The 15,925-nt window shown below is 46.5% G+C and carries 13 protein-coding genes; 4 read left to right on the forward strand and 9 right to left on the reverse strand.

Translation table 11 applies throughout. The annotated features are described in order from the left end of the window. Window positions 1–89: 89 nt before the first annotated feature. The 4 genes from recD to JZ784_RS10680 all read left to right on the forward strand — a co-directional run bounded on the left by recD (window position 90) and on the right by JZ784_RS10680 (window position 6,665). Entirely contained in the window at window positions 90–1,817 is a 1,728-nt protein-coding gene (recD, locus tag JZ784_RS10665; protein WP_346315040.1) for an exodeoxyribonuclease V subunit alpha, read from the forward strand. Window positions 1,818–2,697: 880 nt separating this feature from the next. Next, window positions 2,698–2,967: a 30S ribosomal protein S15 gene (rpsO, locus tag JZ784_RS10670; RefSeq protein WP_005007057.1), complete on the forward strand. Its 270-nt coding sequence runs from the start codon at window positions 2,698–2,700 to the stop codon at window positions 2,965–2,967. Window positions 2,968–3,237: 270 nt separating this feature from the next. Continuing rightward, window positions 3,238–5,325 (forward strand): polyribonucleotide nucleotidyltransferase, encoded by a 2,088-nt coding sequence (gene pnp / locus JZ784_RS10675; protein WP_171457685.1) that lies wholly within the window; start codon window positions 3,238–3,240, stop codon window positions 5,323–5,325. A 101-nt stretch (window positions 5,326–5,426) separates the two neighbouring features. After that, complete coding sequence (locus JZ784_RS10680; protein WP_346314860.1) at window positions 5,427–6,665, forward strand: magnesium transporter CorA family protein; 1,239 nt, start codon at window positions 5,427–5,429, stop codon at window positions 6,663–6,665. 229 nt (window positions 6,666–6,894) lie between these two features. On the opposite strand, the gene JZ784_RS10685 is transcribed toward JZ784_RS10680, so the two are convergent. From JZ784_RS10685 to JZ784_RS10725, 9 genes are all read right to left on the reverse strand, one after another. Continuing rightward, window positions 6,895–7,161 (reverse strand): DUF465 domain-containing protein, encoded by a 267-nt coding sequence (locus tag JZ784_RS10685; protein WP_005007065.1) that lies wholly within the window; start codon window positions 7,159–7,161, stop codon window positions 6,895–6,897. Window positions 7,162–7,245: 84 nt separating this feature from the next. After that, window positions 7,246–7,584: a chaperone modulator CbpM gene (locus JZ784_RS10690; RefSeq protein WP_005007066.1), complete on the reverse strand. Its 339-nt coding sequence runs from the start codon at window positions 7,582–7,584 to the stop codon at window positions 7,246–7,248. Between the two features lie 11 nt (window positions 7,585–7,595). Next, the gene (locus JZ784_RS10695; RefSeq protein ID WP_346314861.1) at window positions 7,596–8,570 is read right to left on the reverse strand and encodes a DnaJ C-terminal domain-containing protein; all 975 of its coding nucleotides are present in this window, start codon (window positions 8,568–8,570) and stop codon (window positions 7,596–7,598) included. A gap of 160 nt (window positions 8,571–8,730) precedes the next feature. After that, window positions 8,731–9,195, reverse strand: coding sequence for a DUF2147 domain-containing protein (locus tag JZ784_RS10700; protein ID WP_005007069.1), 465 nt, complete (start codon window positions 9,193–9,195; stop codon window positions 8,731–8,733). Window positions 9,196–9,369: 174 nt separating this feature from the next. Then, window positions 9,370–9,828 carry a DUF2147 domain-containing protein gene (locus JZ784_RS10705; RefSeq protein WP_346314862.1) on the reverse strand — a complete coding sequence of 153 codons (459 nt, stop codon included), beginning with the start codon at window positions 9,826–9,828 and terminating at the stop codon, window positions 9,370–9,372. Between the two features lie 284 nt (window positions 9,829–10,112). Beyond that, window positions 10,113–10,565 (reverse strand): DUF2147 domain-containing protein, encoded by a 453-nt coding sequence (locus tag JZ784_RS10710; RefSeq protein WP_346314863.1) that lies wholly within the window; start codon window positions 10,563–10,565, stop codon window positions 10,113–10,115. 225 nt (window positions 10,566–10,790) lie between these two features. Beyond that, the gene (locus tag JZ784_RS10715) at window positions 10,791–11,666 is read right to left on the reverse strand and encodes an Hsp33 family molecular chaperone HslO (protein ID WP_346314864.1); all 876 of its coding nucleotides are present in this window, start codon (window positions 11,664–11,666) and stop codon (window positions 10,791–10,793) included. A gap of 50 nt (window positions 11,667–11,716) precedes the next feature. Further along, the gene (locus JZ784_RS10720; protein ID WP_346314865.1) at window positions 11,717–13,561 is read right to left on the reverse strand and encodes a monovalent cation:proton antiporter-2 (CPA2) family protein; all 1,845 of its coding nucleotides are present in this window, start codon (window positions 13,559–13,561) and stop codon (window positions 11,717–11,719) included. A 67-nt stretch (window positions 13,562–13,628) separates the two neighbouring features. Then, window positions 13,629–15,851 carry a primosomal protein N' gene (locus JZ784_RS10725; RefSeq protein WP_346314866.1) on the reverse strand — a complete coding sequence of 741 codons (2,223 nt, stop codon included), beginning with the start codon at window positions 15,849–15,851 and terminating at the stop codon, window positions 13,629–13,631. Window positions 15,852–15,925: the final 74 nt, after the last annotated feature.

Here is a 15,925-nt window from a genome sequence, read left to right on the forward strand (position 1 = left end):
ATTATTTAAAAAAGAACAATTAAACAACGTATTACCTTGTGGATAATACTGAGGATAAGCTTGTGGAAAATTCACCTAAACGCTTGAATATGCAGGCTTGGATCAATAGCTTGATTTCGCTGCGCATTTCAGAGGATGCGCAAGAGCCGGCAGCATTGCTACTGCAGCAGGTTTTTCAAGCGATTGAACAGGGTGACAGCTGTATCCAGTGCGCTGAATCTCAAGCGCTGCAGCTGCAGGGTTTGAGCATCGATGCAGAGCAGGCTGCTACTCAAGTGATTGCGCCTTTTATCTTTGACGGCCAGCATCTATATTTATACCGTTACTGGGCTTTGGAAGATCAGCTGGCGCAGGCGGCTGCGCAGTTGAAGCGGCAGAATATTCAAACTGCGCAATTGACAGAGCAGCATATGGCGCTGCTGACCGATCCGCAGCAGCAGCGCGCGCTGCAAATGGTGGCGGAAAATGCGCTCAGCATCATTACCGGCGGACCGGGCACTGGAAAAACGTACACCTTGGCGCGAATTATTGCCGTGATGAATCAGTTGAATCCCGGCATCCGCATCGCCATGGCAGCGCCGACCGGCAAGGCCGCGCAGCGCATGAAAGAAGCGCTGCAGAATTCATTTAATGATGCCAAGCTGCAGGATTTGGTCAGTGAGAATCTGACACGCCTGATGCCCATTACGATTCACCGACTGCTGGGCTTGGGTGAGGATCAGCGTCCGCGTTTTCATGCTAAACGCCCGCTGCCTTTTGATGTCATTGTAGTGGATGAGGCTTCGATGCTGGATTTGAATTTGGCGCAGATGCTGTTTGCCGCTATAGCGCCAGAAACCCGCCTGATTCTGCTGGGAGATGCCAATCAGCTGGCTTCGGTTGATGTCGGCGCTGTGCTGGCGGATTTGCAGCAGGTGCCGGAGCTTGCTTCAAATAGGATTAATCTCATTACCAGCCACCGTTTTGATGGTGAAAAGCTGATTGGGCGCATGGCGGCTTTTATTCAGCAGAATGCATCTGAGCAAGAGGTGCTCGCGCGTTTTGAGCAGGAAATTGCGCCAGCCGGCGCTTTGCAGGCGGTTACGCTGACTCCGGATATGCAGGACGTGGTTCAGCTGCAGTATCTGCCTGAAGAAGGGCAAGGCCATCAGATTCAAATGGATTGGGCCGCCTATTATGATCAGCTGATGCTGGGGTTTAAGGCTTATGCTGCGGCCTTGGATGAATATTTGGCCTCAGACAGTGATGCGCCGCCGATAGGCGCAGTCATTCATCATTTTGACGATTACCGGATTTTGGCCGCTGTGCGTCATGGCTATTTGGGGCTGAAGGCGCTGAATGAACAGATGGAAGCACGCATCTTAAAGCAAACCGCTCAGGCCAAAACAGGGGAATGGTATACTGGCCGGCCAGTGATGATGACTTACAATGATTATCAGCTGGGGCTGTCTAATGGCGATATTGGCATTTGCTTTGGCCGGAGGCAGGCTGGAAAAGTGCAGTTTTCTGTGTATTTTCCCAGTCTGCAGAAATGGGTGGCTGCGGCGCGGCTGCCGAAAAATATCGAAACAGCGTATGCCATGACCATTCATAAATCACAAGGTTCTGAATTCAAGCATACGGCAGTGGTGTTGGATGCCAATGCACTGCAATTGCTGAGCAAGGAATTGATTTATACAGCCATTACCCGGGCAAAAAAAGCCGTCAGCCTTTTAGCAGCGCCCTCTGCACTGGCTGCGGCCATGACAGTCCAAACTGCGAGAAGAAGCGGGTTATCCGGTCAAATTGCTCAAAAACTTGGAATATTATGCCAATAATGTGACATATTCGTGTAAGTAATTTCTTACATCATTTCGAGAGATTTGCGCATAGAGCTTTGATTCGGTTTCTGAGAAGATGACTTCACACAATAAAACGCTCGATATGGAATGTTGAGTACAATCGCAAAAAAATAATAATAACGTCATCAGACAGCGAACTTACAGTGAAGTAAGTAAAGAGGAAACTTACAGCCGCTAAGCCTTGCAGTTTTGGGAGAGACTGCAGGGCTTTTTTATGCCTGTTTGAGGGATTGAATGCATGAAAAATCAAGAAATGGCGGATTTGCTGTAAGAAAAAGCTTACAAATAGATGCGAAAAAGGCGGCTTTTTAAACAGCAGTTTTGTGGCAAAATGTACCACATAGGGAAATGCTAGTTAAAACATGGAATGTTTGTTTAAAAGACGCGGAAAGCGCACAAAAACACAATAAATAATAAAATTATAATGAAAAAAGAAGAAACTACAGCGCAAAAAAGCCCGAGCTCTGCTCGGGCTTTTTCTATTCTGAGCAAGAGTTGTGTGTTTATATTGGCAAAAAATACCAGCGTCTGAATAATAACCATGGCTGAAACCATACTTTTTTCAATGAGGGGGCATGAATAGAGTCTAATCTGGCCTGCCGTGGCAGAAAATATGCAGTCAATTGAAATTTATTGAATAAAAAAATTGAACGGAGATTGATCAGCTGCACGGTTCAAGATTTTTATTAAATTGCCATGAAACTTTATTGAAATTGCGGCGATGTATTTTTGCAATCGGGCCGTTTTTCCCTTAATATAATGCACTTGCTGTAGTGATGCACGGCAGTCAAATTGATTTTGAAGAATCAGTTTGATTTGTATCAAATGTAATTTATAAGCATCTCGGAGAAATCGAATGGCTTTAACAAACGCAGATCGCGCAGAGATCGTTGCAAAATTCGCTCGCGCTGAAAACGACACTGGTTCACCAGAAGTTCAAGTAGCTCTTTTGACTGCTCAAATCAATGATTTGCAAGGTCACTTCAAAGAACACAAACACGACCATCATAGCCGCCGCGGTCTTATCCGTATGGTTAACCAGCGTCGTAAGCTTCTTGACTACCTTAAAGGTAAAGACGCTACTCGTTACAGCGCTTTGATTGCTGCTTTAGGTTTACGTCGTTAATTCGATTAAACTTTGATTTTCGGACTATTGCATGTCGAATGCCGTAATACTGAAATCTAAAGTCTATCCAACCTTGGTTGGATAATGGGGAAGGGGCGATGATTCGCTCCTTCTTTGTGTCTTAAATGTGTATTTAATGTCTCTAGTGAGGTCGGCTTCTAAGCTTTGTCATTTATGTTGCGGGCTAGTTTTAGCTGAGTGAATGCCAAACCTTAGGGGTCTCCACTAGAATAATTGTTCACAAGAACTAGGAAAAAATAAAACATGTCGATGTTTAATATTATTCGTAAAGAATTCCAATTCGGTCAGCACAATGTTGTGCTGGAAACAGGCCGTGTTGCACGTCAAGCAAACACTGTTGTGATTACAATGGGCGGCGTACAAGTACTTGTTGCTGTTGTTGCTCAACCAAAAGCAAAAGCAGGTCAAGACTTCTTCCCATTGACTGTTAACTATCAAGAAAAACAATATGCTGCTGGCCGTATCCCTGGCGGTTACGGCAAGCGTGAAGGCCGTGCGTCTGAAGCTGAAACTTTAATTTCACGTCTGATTGACCGTCCAATCCGTCCGTTGTTCCCAGAAGGTTACTTCAACGAAATCCAAGTTACAGCAACTGTTATTTCTTCTGACAAAACTATGGATGCTGACATTGCTGCAATGTTGGGTACATCTGCAGCAATGTCTATTGCTGGCACACCGTTCCGCGGTCCAATCGGCGGCGCGCGTGTTGGTTTGATCAACGGCGAATACATCCTGAACCCGAACCACGAACAGTTAAAAGAATCTGATCTTGACCTTGTTGTTGCAGGTACAGAGTCTGCTGTATTGATGGTTGAGTCTGAAGCGAAAGAACTATCAGAAGACCAAATGCTGGGCGCTGTATTGTTCGGTCATGACGAAATGCAAATCGCGATCCAAGCGATCAAAGAATTTGCTGCAGCTGCTGGTGCAGTTGAGTCAACTTGGGTTGCTCCAGTTAAAAACGAAGAACTTCTTGGCAAACTAAAAGAAGCATTCGAAGCGAAAATTTCTGAAGCATACACCATCGCTGTTAAGCACGACCGTTATGCAGCACTTGATGCACTTCAAGAAGAAGCATTGGCTCAATTCGTTCCTGAAAATGACGAAACTGGCATTGCTGATGAAGTAAACGAATTATTCGAAGACCTTAAATACCGTACGGTTCGTGACAACATCTTGTCTGGCAAACCGCGTATTGATGGCCGTGATACTAAAACTGTCCGCGCAATTGACGTACAAGTTGGCGTATTAGGTCGTGCGCACGGTTCTGCATTGTTCACACGCGGTGAAACTCAAGCATTGGTAACAACGACACTGGGTAACACTCGTGATGCGTTAATGGTTGATACCCTTGCAGGTACTAAAACTGACAACTTCATGCTTCACTACAACTTCCCTGCATACTCTGTAGGTGAAACTGGCCGTGAATCTGGTCCAAAGCGCCGTGAAATCGGTCACGGCCGTTTAGCGCGCCGTGGTGTTCAAGCTGTTCTTCCTGCAGCTGACCGCTTCCCGTACGTAATCCGTATCGTATCTGACATCACTGAATCTAACGGTTCATCTTCAATGGCTTCTGTATGTGGTGCTTCATTATCACTTATGGATGCAGGTGTTCCACTTAAAGCACCAGTTGCGGGTATCGCAATGGGCCTCGTGAAAGAAGGCGAGCGTTTCGCAGTTCTTTCTGACATCCTGGGTGACGAAGACCACCTTGGCGACATGGACTTTAAAGTAGCAGGTTCTGCCAATGGTATTACTGCGCTTCAAATGGACATCAAGATCGAAGGGATTACTGAAGAGATCATGGAGTCTGCATTAAACCAAGCTTATGCTGGCCGTATGCACATCCTGAATGAAATGAACCAAGTCATTTCACGCGCTCGCCCTGAAATTTCAATGTTCGCGCCTACATTCCAGGTGATCAACATCAACCCGGACAAGATCCGTGATGTGATTGGTAAAGGCGGCGCAACTATCCGCGCGATCACTGAAGAAACTAAAGCGGCGATTGACATTGAAGACAACGGCACAGTCCGCGTATTTGGTGAAACTAAAGCGGCTGCTTCAGCTGCTGTAGCGAAAATCCAAGCGCTGACTGCTGAAATTGAACCAGGCACACTGTATGTCGGTAAAGTGATTCGTATTGTTGAATTCGGTGCGTTTGTAAATATTCTTCCGGGTACTGACGGCTTGCTTCACATCTCTCAAATCTCGAATGAGCGCATTGCGAACGTTTCAGACGTATTGAAAGAAGGTCAAGAAGTGAAAGTACAAGTTGCGGATGTTGACAACCGCGGCCGTATTAAATTGACAATGAAAGACATTGAACAAGCTTAATTGCCTGATGTTTTGAATTTGTAATATAAAAAAAGCCTGCTTGATGCAGGCTTTTTTTATGGCATGATGCAGGGGAGGAAAGACAAATAAGAATTGGGTCCATGCAAATTTATTCATTTTTTCAGCAACCGGCGGACAAGCATATCTATGTGCAGAAAGGCTGCTTAGATGCATCAACAGAACCTGAATTTATCTGGATAGACTGCACCCGTGAAGATGTTGTGAACCGCGCTGAAGCGTGGCAGCAGGAAATTGCTGAACAGGCCTCAGTGTGGCTGAATGAATATCACCTTAAAGATATTCTCAATTTAGAGCACCCATGCTCTTTTGACACCATGGATGATTATGATCTGCTGGTGTTCAGGAAACTGATTACTCCTGACGATGATATTAAAACGGGTGCAAAGGCTTTAGAACAGCATGAGCGTGTTTTTGGGCTGGCTACAACGCCCATCAGTTTTATTATGACGCCGCAGGCGCTGATTACCGTTCGGGAAAAAGGCAACAAGGAGGTAGAAAATTATCTGCAGCGAATCAATGCCATTTTAGCCCGCAATATAGATGAGCAGAATAAAACTAAAAAACTGCCGCTGACAACGCTTGATCTTACGCTGCGGCTGCTGAACAGCATGGTGGATGGTTATTTGGATTTGCGCATGCCATTAACCCGCCGTGTAGAATACTGGCAGCAGGAACTGCTGCAGGGCCACCGCCGGTTCAGCAAATGGCAGCAGCTGCTGCAGGAAAACATGGCATTCCAGCAAGTTGAAAATCTCTGCGAAGAGCAGATTGAGTGCCTGCAGGAGCTGCGTGATGAAATCGTCGATAATTACCCGCATTTAAAAGGTAAAAAGAAAACAGAACGGCAAGATATTATGCTGGTGCGGATGGATGATTTAAGCAGCCATATCGAACGGATTCAGAAGCATACGATTCGGCTGCGGGGGGCTGTACAGGCGGCGATTGATCTGCATTTTTCAGCCATTGCGAATCAGACCAATGAAAATATGCGCATTCTTGCGATTATTACCGCAGTTTTCGCGCCGCTGACTTTGCTGACAGGGATCTACGGCATGAATTTTGAGTTTATTCCGGGGCTGAAATACGAACGTGGCTTTTGGATTATGCTGGGCATCATGCTGATCACCACGGTATTGCTGATTTACTATTTTTACCGCAGGCATATGGTTGGCCGGGGCGAGAAGAGCGTTATTGATATGCTGGCGCAGCAAAATCAAGATCAGCATTTAAGCTTATTCTGGTTTTTAGATTATGAGCCTCTGAAGCAGACTGTAAAAGGCACGCTAAAAGAGGTGGAAAAGCTGACAAGGATCAAATAAAGCCAGTCACTGGATCTGCCTCACTGTTCCGTGCAATCACGATCCTAAATGCTGCGGCGGCAGCAGAAATGTCCATGGCTGGGCCGTTTCCTTGGGAGGCCAGTTTGCATGCAGATGATTACGGCCTTTTCATTTGCCGAGCCGCACTGTAATTTTGTGCCGGAAATGCACGTCAAGATCAAGTGTTAGGAGCTATGCAGGGGACTGCCGGAACTTTGCAGATAAGGGATTAAAATGCAAAATTACCGTTTTGTGTCTGCTTCAGCAGCCGGTATATTTCATCTTTCAGTTTCAGTTTTTTCCGCTTTAAGCTCTCAATATCAATATTGATCAAGTTGACAGGGTCTTGCTCCAGCTGGCAAATCTCCTGATCCAATTCTTCATGCCGCTCAAAAAGATGAGCGAAATGCGGATTGTCCTCACGGAGTTTTTGTATCAATTCCTTAAACTCAGGAAACATATTTTTAATCTTTTTATTGCATTCTTTGGTTTTCATAAGCTTGAACAGTTCTCTCAGATAAATGAAAAAAATATCCAGCTTCCCCAGCAGCACGGCTGCTGGGGAAGAGATCAGAATAGATTAGTGGGGCTGGAATTGCTGATGTTTGACTTGACGTCGCAAGTTCTGCACTTCATCAATTAAATCCAGCATCATGGCCACTGCCGTAAAGCTGGCATCGAAGTCCCGCTGTAAACGGTATGCGCGCCGCGCGCGGGAAATATCATCGCCAAAAAACTGGTGCACGCGGCTGTCAGGCCGGTTCGGCAAAATATCGTACTCCAGCAGCTGCAGCACCCATTCTGGGCTTTGTCCGCAGGCTTGGGCAAAATGCTGCAAGTCAAAACTGCGCTGTTCATCGACAATTTCAGTCTGTTCGCAGCCGTCAGATACAATTTCACGGTAATAAATTGTTGTCATGAGGGTACTCCTTAAGGCTGTCTAGGCTTAAATTGCTGAAATGTTTCAGCAAATGCCTTATATGCCTGCTGCTCTTCCGCACTTTGAGCAGGAGGGTTTACTATATTTAATACCAAATACAAATGACCAGATGTTTTATTTGGTATCCCTTTATCTTTGAGGCGCAGCTGCTGGCCTGTTTTTGCATTTTTCGGCAAATTGACCTGAACTGTACCGCCATCCAAGGTTCTGACTTGAATGCTTTCCCCCAGAGCGGCTTCCCATGGCGCTACATCAACAGTCATATACACATCTGCGCCATCGGCATGCAGACGGGGACTGCTGCGGTAATGCACTTCAATATACAGGTCACCATTGGCGCCGCCATTGATGCCAGACTGGCCTTGACCGCTGAGGCGGATTTGCTGGCCATCCTTTAAGCCTTTTGGAATTTTAACCTGCAGCGTTTTGCGCTGTACTTCAGGTTCCCCATAAGCATTTAAAGTCGGAATCTGCAAGGTAATATTCTGGGTGGCGCCTGTGTAGGCAATATCTAAATCAACCTCGATACTGGCGTGCTGATCTTCGCCTTTATACGGCTGTTTGGTCCGGCGGCTCTGCTGGTACTGGCTTTGGCCGCCGCCAAAACCGGAGCCAAAGCGGCCAAACAGATCTTCAAATCCGCTGAAATCTGCCTGCTGGCCATTTTGACTGGAACTGTAGCGGTAAAATTGTGAATCATCAAAACCGGAACCGCTGCGTCCAGCTTGACCGCCAAATTGGCCAAAGCCTTCAGGATGATCCAGCTGAAAGTCATACTCCTGTTTTTTTTCTTCATTGCTTAAGGTGTCATAAGCGACATTTATTTCCTGCATGCGGGTTTCGGCATCAGTTTCTTTGCTTACATCCGGATGATATTTCCGCGCCAGTTTCCGGTAGGCTTTTTTCAGTTGATCCTGTGAAGCATCACGCGATACGCCAAGCACCTCATAATAATTTTTTGCCATATTCTCTACTATGAACTCTGCTTAATATTGATAATCTTTTAATCAATATATGGGCCTTCATAGAAATGAAACAGTGTTTATTTGATGCATATTGTTTCAAAGTATAACAATAAAAAAAGGCCTCTAATTTTGAGGCCTTTTTTTAAATGCTGTTAAAGTATTAATATTTAACCCATGTCACGCTGCGGCCAATAACAGAAATGCCAATATAGCCGCGCAATGTCAGGCGCTTTCCTGTTGCGTTCAGTTTTGCCTTGCCTTTATAAATTTTGCCGCCGATCGGATCCAGTACTTTTCCATCTACAAATTCATTTGGATTATTTTCACTGGCTTTAAATCCCCATACGAACGGCAGGCCGATAAATGGCTTGCCTTTCAGAGCGCCAGGGCAATTTGAGCAATAGACTGCTTTTTCAGCGCCAGGCAGACTGCGGGTTTCAACAATAACGCCTTCATAAGTTCCATCCGGTTTTTTGCGTATTTCTACATCAGCCCGGGAATATCCTGAACGGTCATCAATGGTTTTCCATTTGCCGATCAGCGGATCATGAGTGACAGCCATGCTGAACATAGAAACTGAAGATAAAAATAATCCAGTCAGTAGACTTTTATAAAGACCCTGCATGCTTTTCCCCATAACAAATTTATAATTGATTTTAGAGCAGATGCACTAATCTATAGTAATTTTTTTAAAAATCAAATGGATAAATTGATAATTTCATCACGGTCCTGGCATTTTTGTGATTTTTTCCTCAATCCGGCAGGCTTTTATCTAAAAATCTGGCGCATTCAATCCGGTTCAGTATTTGACCCACGTTAAATTGCGGCCAACTGCAGCGCCATCAGCCCGGCTATGGATCAGCAAATGTTTGCCGCTGTTCATGAGGCGGGCGCGGGCTGCAGAGTGCTGGCCGGAATTCAGATCCAGCATTTTTCCGCCGGTATATTCATGCTGATGCGCTGGATCGGCGCTTAAACCTGACAGCATGGTCATGCCAATCACGGGCATATTTTTCTGAGCGCCTGCGCATTTGATACAGGTGTCCTGCGCAGCGGTTCCAGGAACTGAACGAGTACTGATAATTTTGGCGGAATACTGATTATTTTTATCCTTGCTGATCACGACATCGGATAGCGAGTAGCCTGTACGGTCATCAATCGTTTTCCATGTTCCGAGCAAAGGGTCGGTTGCAGCCCATGCAGCAAAGCTGAAGCTGTAAAGACTGAGAAAGAGGGCAGTAATTAAATTAAATTTCATGAAAATGAGCTCAAACAATAAACCGTTAAAATTAAAGGCATAAAAAAAATAAGGATTTAATATATAGTGAAATATAATTTGAACACCAGCGTTATTTATCAATAAAGCTAAATTATTTCAATGAATTGCGAAATTTGTATGGCTGGAGGTGTTTGCCTAAATCAAAATTGCATAGCGCAAAAATGAGGACGGAGGAAGGCCATTGTGGCCTGATATTGAATAATAGGTTTTTGAGCTAAGCGCTGCATCAAATGCAGCAGCTTAAACGAAAATAAAAGCTTTGATTAGTCGATACGAATCCAAGAAACTGTTCGGCCCAGTAAGGTGGTGCCGACATAGCCACGAATGGTCAAGACATTGCCGCGCGCATTGAGCTGGCCTTTGCTTTGATAGGTATTGCCTGAAAGTGGATCAATAATTTTTCCATTGATGTATTCATTGGTCCTTGATGCATTTTTTTCAAAACCTGAAAGAATGGCTAAGCCCAGTAGAGGCGCATTTTTTAAATTGCCTTCGCATTTTTCACACTTAGAAATGGCTGGACGGTTGGGGATGGCGTGAATTTTAATAATTTTTCCTGCGTAGCTGCCATCTTTGAGTTTGCTGATTTTGACTTCGGCGCGGGCATAGCCAGTTTTGTCATCAATTGTTTTCCATGTGCCGGCAATATCTGCGGCATAGGCTTGAAAACTGAGGGCAAAAAAGGCGAATAGGCTGAAGATAACGGTCTTATTCATTTGGAGGATCCATATATTTTTAATTTTTTGTATTGTTAAAAACAAAGCTGTTTTTACTGTTGTTGCTTTATTTCCGCGCAGAGTTTACAAGATCAATTTGAGATAGCAAGTTTATTCATCGAATTGTTAAGTGCTCATTTATGTGAAATTCAGATGGTTTTTCTTTGGGCTTTTCCCGTGCATAAAAAAAGCATCCCGAAGGATGCTTTTTAAAGTGTAATGTGCTTAGCTGAGATGCTCACCAAACAAGCCCAATGCTTCTTCTGCGGTGAAGGTGTATTGGGTATTGCAGAATTGGCAATCCATGGTAATTGGATTTTGATGTTCCAGCGTCTCACGGACTGCAGGCGCACCAATTTGAATCAAAGCAGTGGCACAGCGTTCTTTAGAACAGGTACAGCCAAAATGCAGTTTTTCAACTTCTGGCAGACGAACTTCTTCTTCATTATATAAACGGTAAAGAATTTCATTGCTGTCCAGCTCTGTGAGTTCTTCTGTTTTTAAAGTTTCAGTCAGCATGGTGATACGTGGCCATAGGTCTTCATCAACCATGCGCTGTTCATCTTCGCTATTACGCGGCAGCAGCTGAATCAGCAGACCGCCCGCGCGCTGTGCTGTACTTGCCAAGACAATACGTGTTGGAATTTGTGCAGAAAGATCATAGTACTGCATTAAACAGCCTGCCAAAGTTGGCTGATCCAAAGGCACGATACCTTGATAGCGTTCGCCGTGTTCTGGTTCAATATTAATAAACAGTACAGGATTTTGCAGTGTTTTCAACACGGTGCTACTATCTTCGGCTTGAAGAAAATGCGGATCTTCTTCATAGTCCGCCAAAGCGCGTACTTCACCTAAGTGATTGCACTCCGCCATACCCCATTTAAAAGTACCTGATGCCTGAATTTGCAAGCTGATACGGCCTTTGATTTTTAATGTGCTGGCCAGCAGCGCAGTTGCGCTCAGCATTTCGCCTAATAAAATCTGCACTGCAGGAGCATAGCTGCGCTGTGCAAGAATAGTCTGAAGGGCTTCTTCAAGGTGAACAATCTCACCGCGCACAGGGCTATTTTCAATAAAAAAACGTTGGCGTAAATCAGACATAAAATTCTCCATAACCCTGCATTAATGGTGACACTATTGTAAAACACAAGTCATTCAAGATCATCTCTTGTGACATCAATGCGGCTGCGTTCTAAACCGCGCTGTAAATCAACGCCTGTTGTCGATTGGCGGATTTGCGTATCACTGGCAAATAAATGTTCCAGCTCGGCTAAAGCGTTACGATGTGTTTCATACACTTTTTGTTCATCGGTATAAATGTGCTGCTGCTGCGCCAGCAATTCTTCATCAAAATTACGGAAAAGCTCAATGCTTTTATAGGCATCATCTTCATTTACGCCCACATCGCGCAGCAGATGATAAGCCATGCCCAGTGATGATAAATAGGTTTCACGCCAAATATGCTCTACACCAATATCCCGCAGCAGATGCACATGATGGCGGTCGCGTGCGCGTACCAGCAGTTTTAGATTGGGATAATTCAGGCGGATATGACGCGCAATATTCATTGAATCTTCAATATCATCAATCGCCAAAACAAAGGCTTTGGCATGTTCAATACCTGCCGCCCGCAGTATGTCAGGCTGTGCTGCATCGCCATAATAAAGCTGACCGCCATACGTTCGGACAAAATCAACCTTATCTAAATTGCTGTCAATTGCGGTAAAAGGCTGATGCTGAATATGCGCAACACGGGCAATGATTTGTCCAAAGCGGCCAAAGCCTGCAATGATAATGGGAGGGTGCTGGTCTGGAATATCATCATACTGCGGCGCGCTTTCTTCCTTATCAAAATAAGGCAGAATCACCGACTGCATGAGCCAGTAAATGACGGGTGTCAGCACCATAGACAAAGTTACCATCAGTGTTAGCGGTTCCATCATGGCTTGAGTCAGCACGTGTTCACTGACCGCTACGCTGAACACCACAAAGGCAAATTCACCGCCTTGCGCCAGACAGGCGCCAAGCATCAGGCTATTGCGCCATGACTGCTGAAAATAGCGGGCTATGGCGGTTAATGTCAGTAATTTCACCAGCAGCAGCGTTAACGCACCGCCAATAATCAGCGCAGGCATATCAATGAAGAGTGACAGCTTGGTGGTCATACCTACTGTCATAAAGAAGAGGCCCAGCAATAGCCCTTTAAAGGGTGCAATACTGGCTTCCAATTCATGGCGGAATTCAGAATCTGCCAGCAGGACGCCTGTTAAGAAAGCGCCTAATGTGGTGCTGATTCCAAGCACATCCATCAGCCCTACGACGCCCAAAATAATGAATAGGCCAACAGCCGTGATCAGTTCATGCGCGCCGCTTTTGGCGACAAAACGGAAAAAGGGCCGCATCAGGTAGCGGCTGAACAGAAACAGCCCGGTAAATGTAGCAACTATCGCAGCAAAGTAGGCAACGCCGTGATGGGTGGATTCTGTGCCGGCGAGCAGCGGAATAATGGCAATTAATGGAATGGCCGCCATATCCTGAAACAGCAGAATGGAAAAAGACTGCTGGCCAAAAGTGGTGTTCAGCTGCTGTTTTTCCGTCAATAGCTGCAGGATAAATGCAGTGGATGATAATGCCAGCGCAAAGCCAATCACAGTGCTGGCGGCAATGCTTTGCTGCAGGGTAAAGAAACAGATGACTGCCAGCAGGATGCCTGAAATGCCGACCTGCAGGCTGCCCATGACAAAGATGGAGTGGCGCATTTCCCACAGGCGCTGCGGACGCAGTTCCAGTCCAATAATAAACATCAGCAGAATCACGCCGAAATCGCCCAGTTCCTGAATCGCCACGGCATCGCTGGCAATATTCAGAACATTCGGTCCCAGCAGCATGCCGGTAAATAAATAGCCCAATACGGTTGCGATGCCAAAACGCTTCAGCAAGGGCACCAGCAGCAGCGATGCGCCTAAAAAAATGGTGATTTGCAGCAGTAGTGGCATGTGTCCATCCTAGTTCTGTTTCTTTCTGTACAGTATGCAGCGAAAGGGCTGAGGGGTTAAAACAGCTTTAACTCAGCTCCTGCGGGTCAATGTCTAAACTCAGTTTCATAGTGGAAGGCTTCTGATGAAGCATATTCAGCCACCAGTGCCGGATATAGAAATGCAGTCTGGCGCGGTCTGCAGACAGCAGCACCATATGGGACTGATAGCGTCCGGCCTTGCGTTCCATCGGCGCTGGAATCGGGCCCCAGATGTCTACGCTATGTTCCGAATTTTGCCTTAAAAGCTGGGCATGCTGCTGTAAAAAATCTGTGTTCAGTTTTTGATCTTTCGATTCGCAGCGGATCAGCGCGGCATAACGGAACGGCGGCATCAGCGCAGCTTGGCGCTCTTTCAGCGTCTGCTTGGCAAACTGGCGGTAGTCTTCCTGCACCAGCGTATTCAGCAGCGGATGCTCTGGACGCAGGGTCTGCAGATAGACATCGCCTTTGCGCTCACCGCGCCCCGCGCGTCCCGCCACTTGCACCACCAGCTGCGCGGTGCGTTCCGTCGCGCGGAAGTCGACGCTCAGCAGCCCGGAGTCGATGTCTAAAATCGCCACCAAAGTCACATACGGGAAGTGATGGCCTTTGGCCAGCATTTGCGTTCCCAGTAAAATTGCAGGCTCGCTCTTTTGAATTTTATCGTAAATCTTCTGCCAGCTGCCGACACGGCTGGTCGAATCCCGGTCAACCCGGATTACATCATAATCGGGAAACAGTTCATTCAGGCTGTCTTCAACCTTGGCGGTGCCCATGCCAATTGATTTTAATTCTGTATGGCTGCACTGCGGGCAATGGCTGGGCATGCGGTGAATGGTACCGCAGTGGTGGCAGTGCAAATGCTGATAAGGCGTGCGGTGCACGGTAAAGTTGGCATCGCAGTGCGGGCATTTGGCCTGCCAGGCGCAGCTTTCGCAAATCAGCACCGGCGCATAGCCGCGCCGGTTTAAAAACACCAGCACCTGTTCTTTTTTGTCGAGGCGCTTTTTCATTTCATCCAGCAGCATTTGGCTGATGCCGTGCTGCTTCTGCGCCACTTTTAAATCCAGAATATGAATCTTCGGCATCAGTGCGGAGCCTGCGCGCTGATTCAGCTCCAAACAGCTCATTTTGCCATTCTGCACCAGCGCGTAGCTGTCGATGCTGGGCGTAGCCGATCCCAGCACCACGGGGCACTGTTCCAGATGGCCGCGGTACAGTGCAATATCCCGCGCATGGTAGCGGAAGCCTTCCTGCTGCTTAAAGGACAGGTCATGCTCCTCATCTAAAATGATCAGTCCTAAATTCGGCAGCGGGGTAAAGATGGCTGAGCGGGTGCCTAAAATAATCGAGGCTTTGCCCGTTTGCGCCGCTTGCCAGGCCTGCAGCCGCTTGGAGTCATTTAAGCCGGAATGCAGCAGGGCGATATTGCAGTGAAAGCGGGACTGAAAGCGGCTGATGGTTTGCGGCGTCAGGCCAATTTCAGGCACCAGAACCAGCACCTGCTTGCCTTGCTTCAGCACGTCCTGCATCACTTGCAGATAGACTTCGGTTTTGCCGCTGCCGGTTAAGCCATCCAGCAGAAAGGCTTGATATTTTTTACGCGCTTTCAGGATGCTTTCAATGGCTTTTTTCTGGTCTGGATTTGCGGTCAGGGGCATCTGCGCCATACTGACCGGCATGGGGCTGAAATCCTGCGCGTCCAGTACGCATTCGCAAATGCCTTTTTTCTCCAGCGCTTTTAATGTTGCTGTTTCAACACCGGCTAAATTCAGCAAATTTTCTGCCGTGCCTGAAGGATGCAGCTTTAATACTTTATAGGCTTCCTGCTGCCGTTCTGAGCGCTTAATTTTGCTCTCGGCATCATCATCCAGCAGTTTCCATGTGCGCGCCAATAAATTATAGGGCTTGCCTTGGCGCAGCAGCGCAGGCAATGCGCTTTGAATGACTTCGCCAATGGGAAATTGATAATATTGCGAAGCCCATGTCAGCAAACTTAAAACTTTGCCGTCTAAAATGGCCTGATCATCCAGCAATTCAGTAATGGCTTTGAGTCTGATTGAGGGGTCCAGCGGCGCATCCGGCGCCAGCTTATCTGTGATCACCCCGATTAAATTCTGCCGGCCAAATGATATGGCCACCCGTGCGCCAATTTGCGCCTGCTGGTATTGTTCGCAGCTCAGGCTATAGTCAAAACAGTCATACAGATAGACTGGAACGGCAACGCGGACCCGGTAAACCGTGTTTGGGGCAGGGGCTGAAACTTGCATAAAAAGCTGATGTCATCCTATTTTAAATTTCGTCGTGATCGAAGCAGAGTTATGTTAGAGTGAGCAAATAATTT

Source organism: Acinetobacter sp. CWB-B33 (genome assembly GCF_039655955.1).
Classification (GTDB): domain Bacteria; phylum Pseudomonadota; class Gammaproteobacteria; order Pseudomonadales; family Moraxellaceae; genus Acinetobacter; species Acinetobacter bouvetii.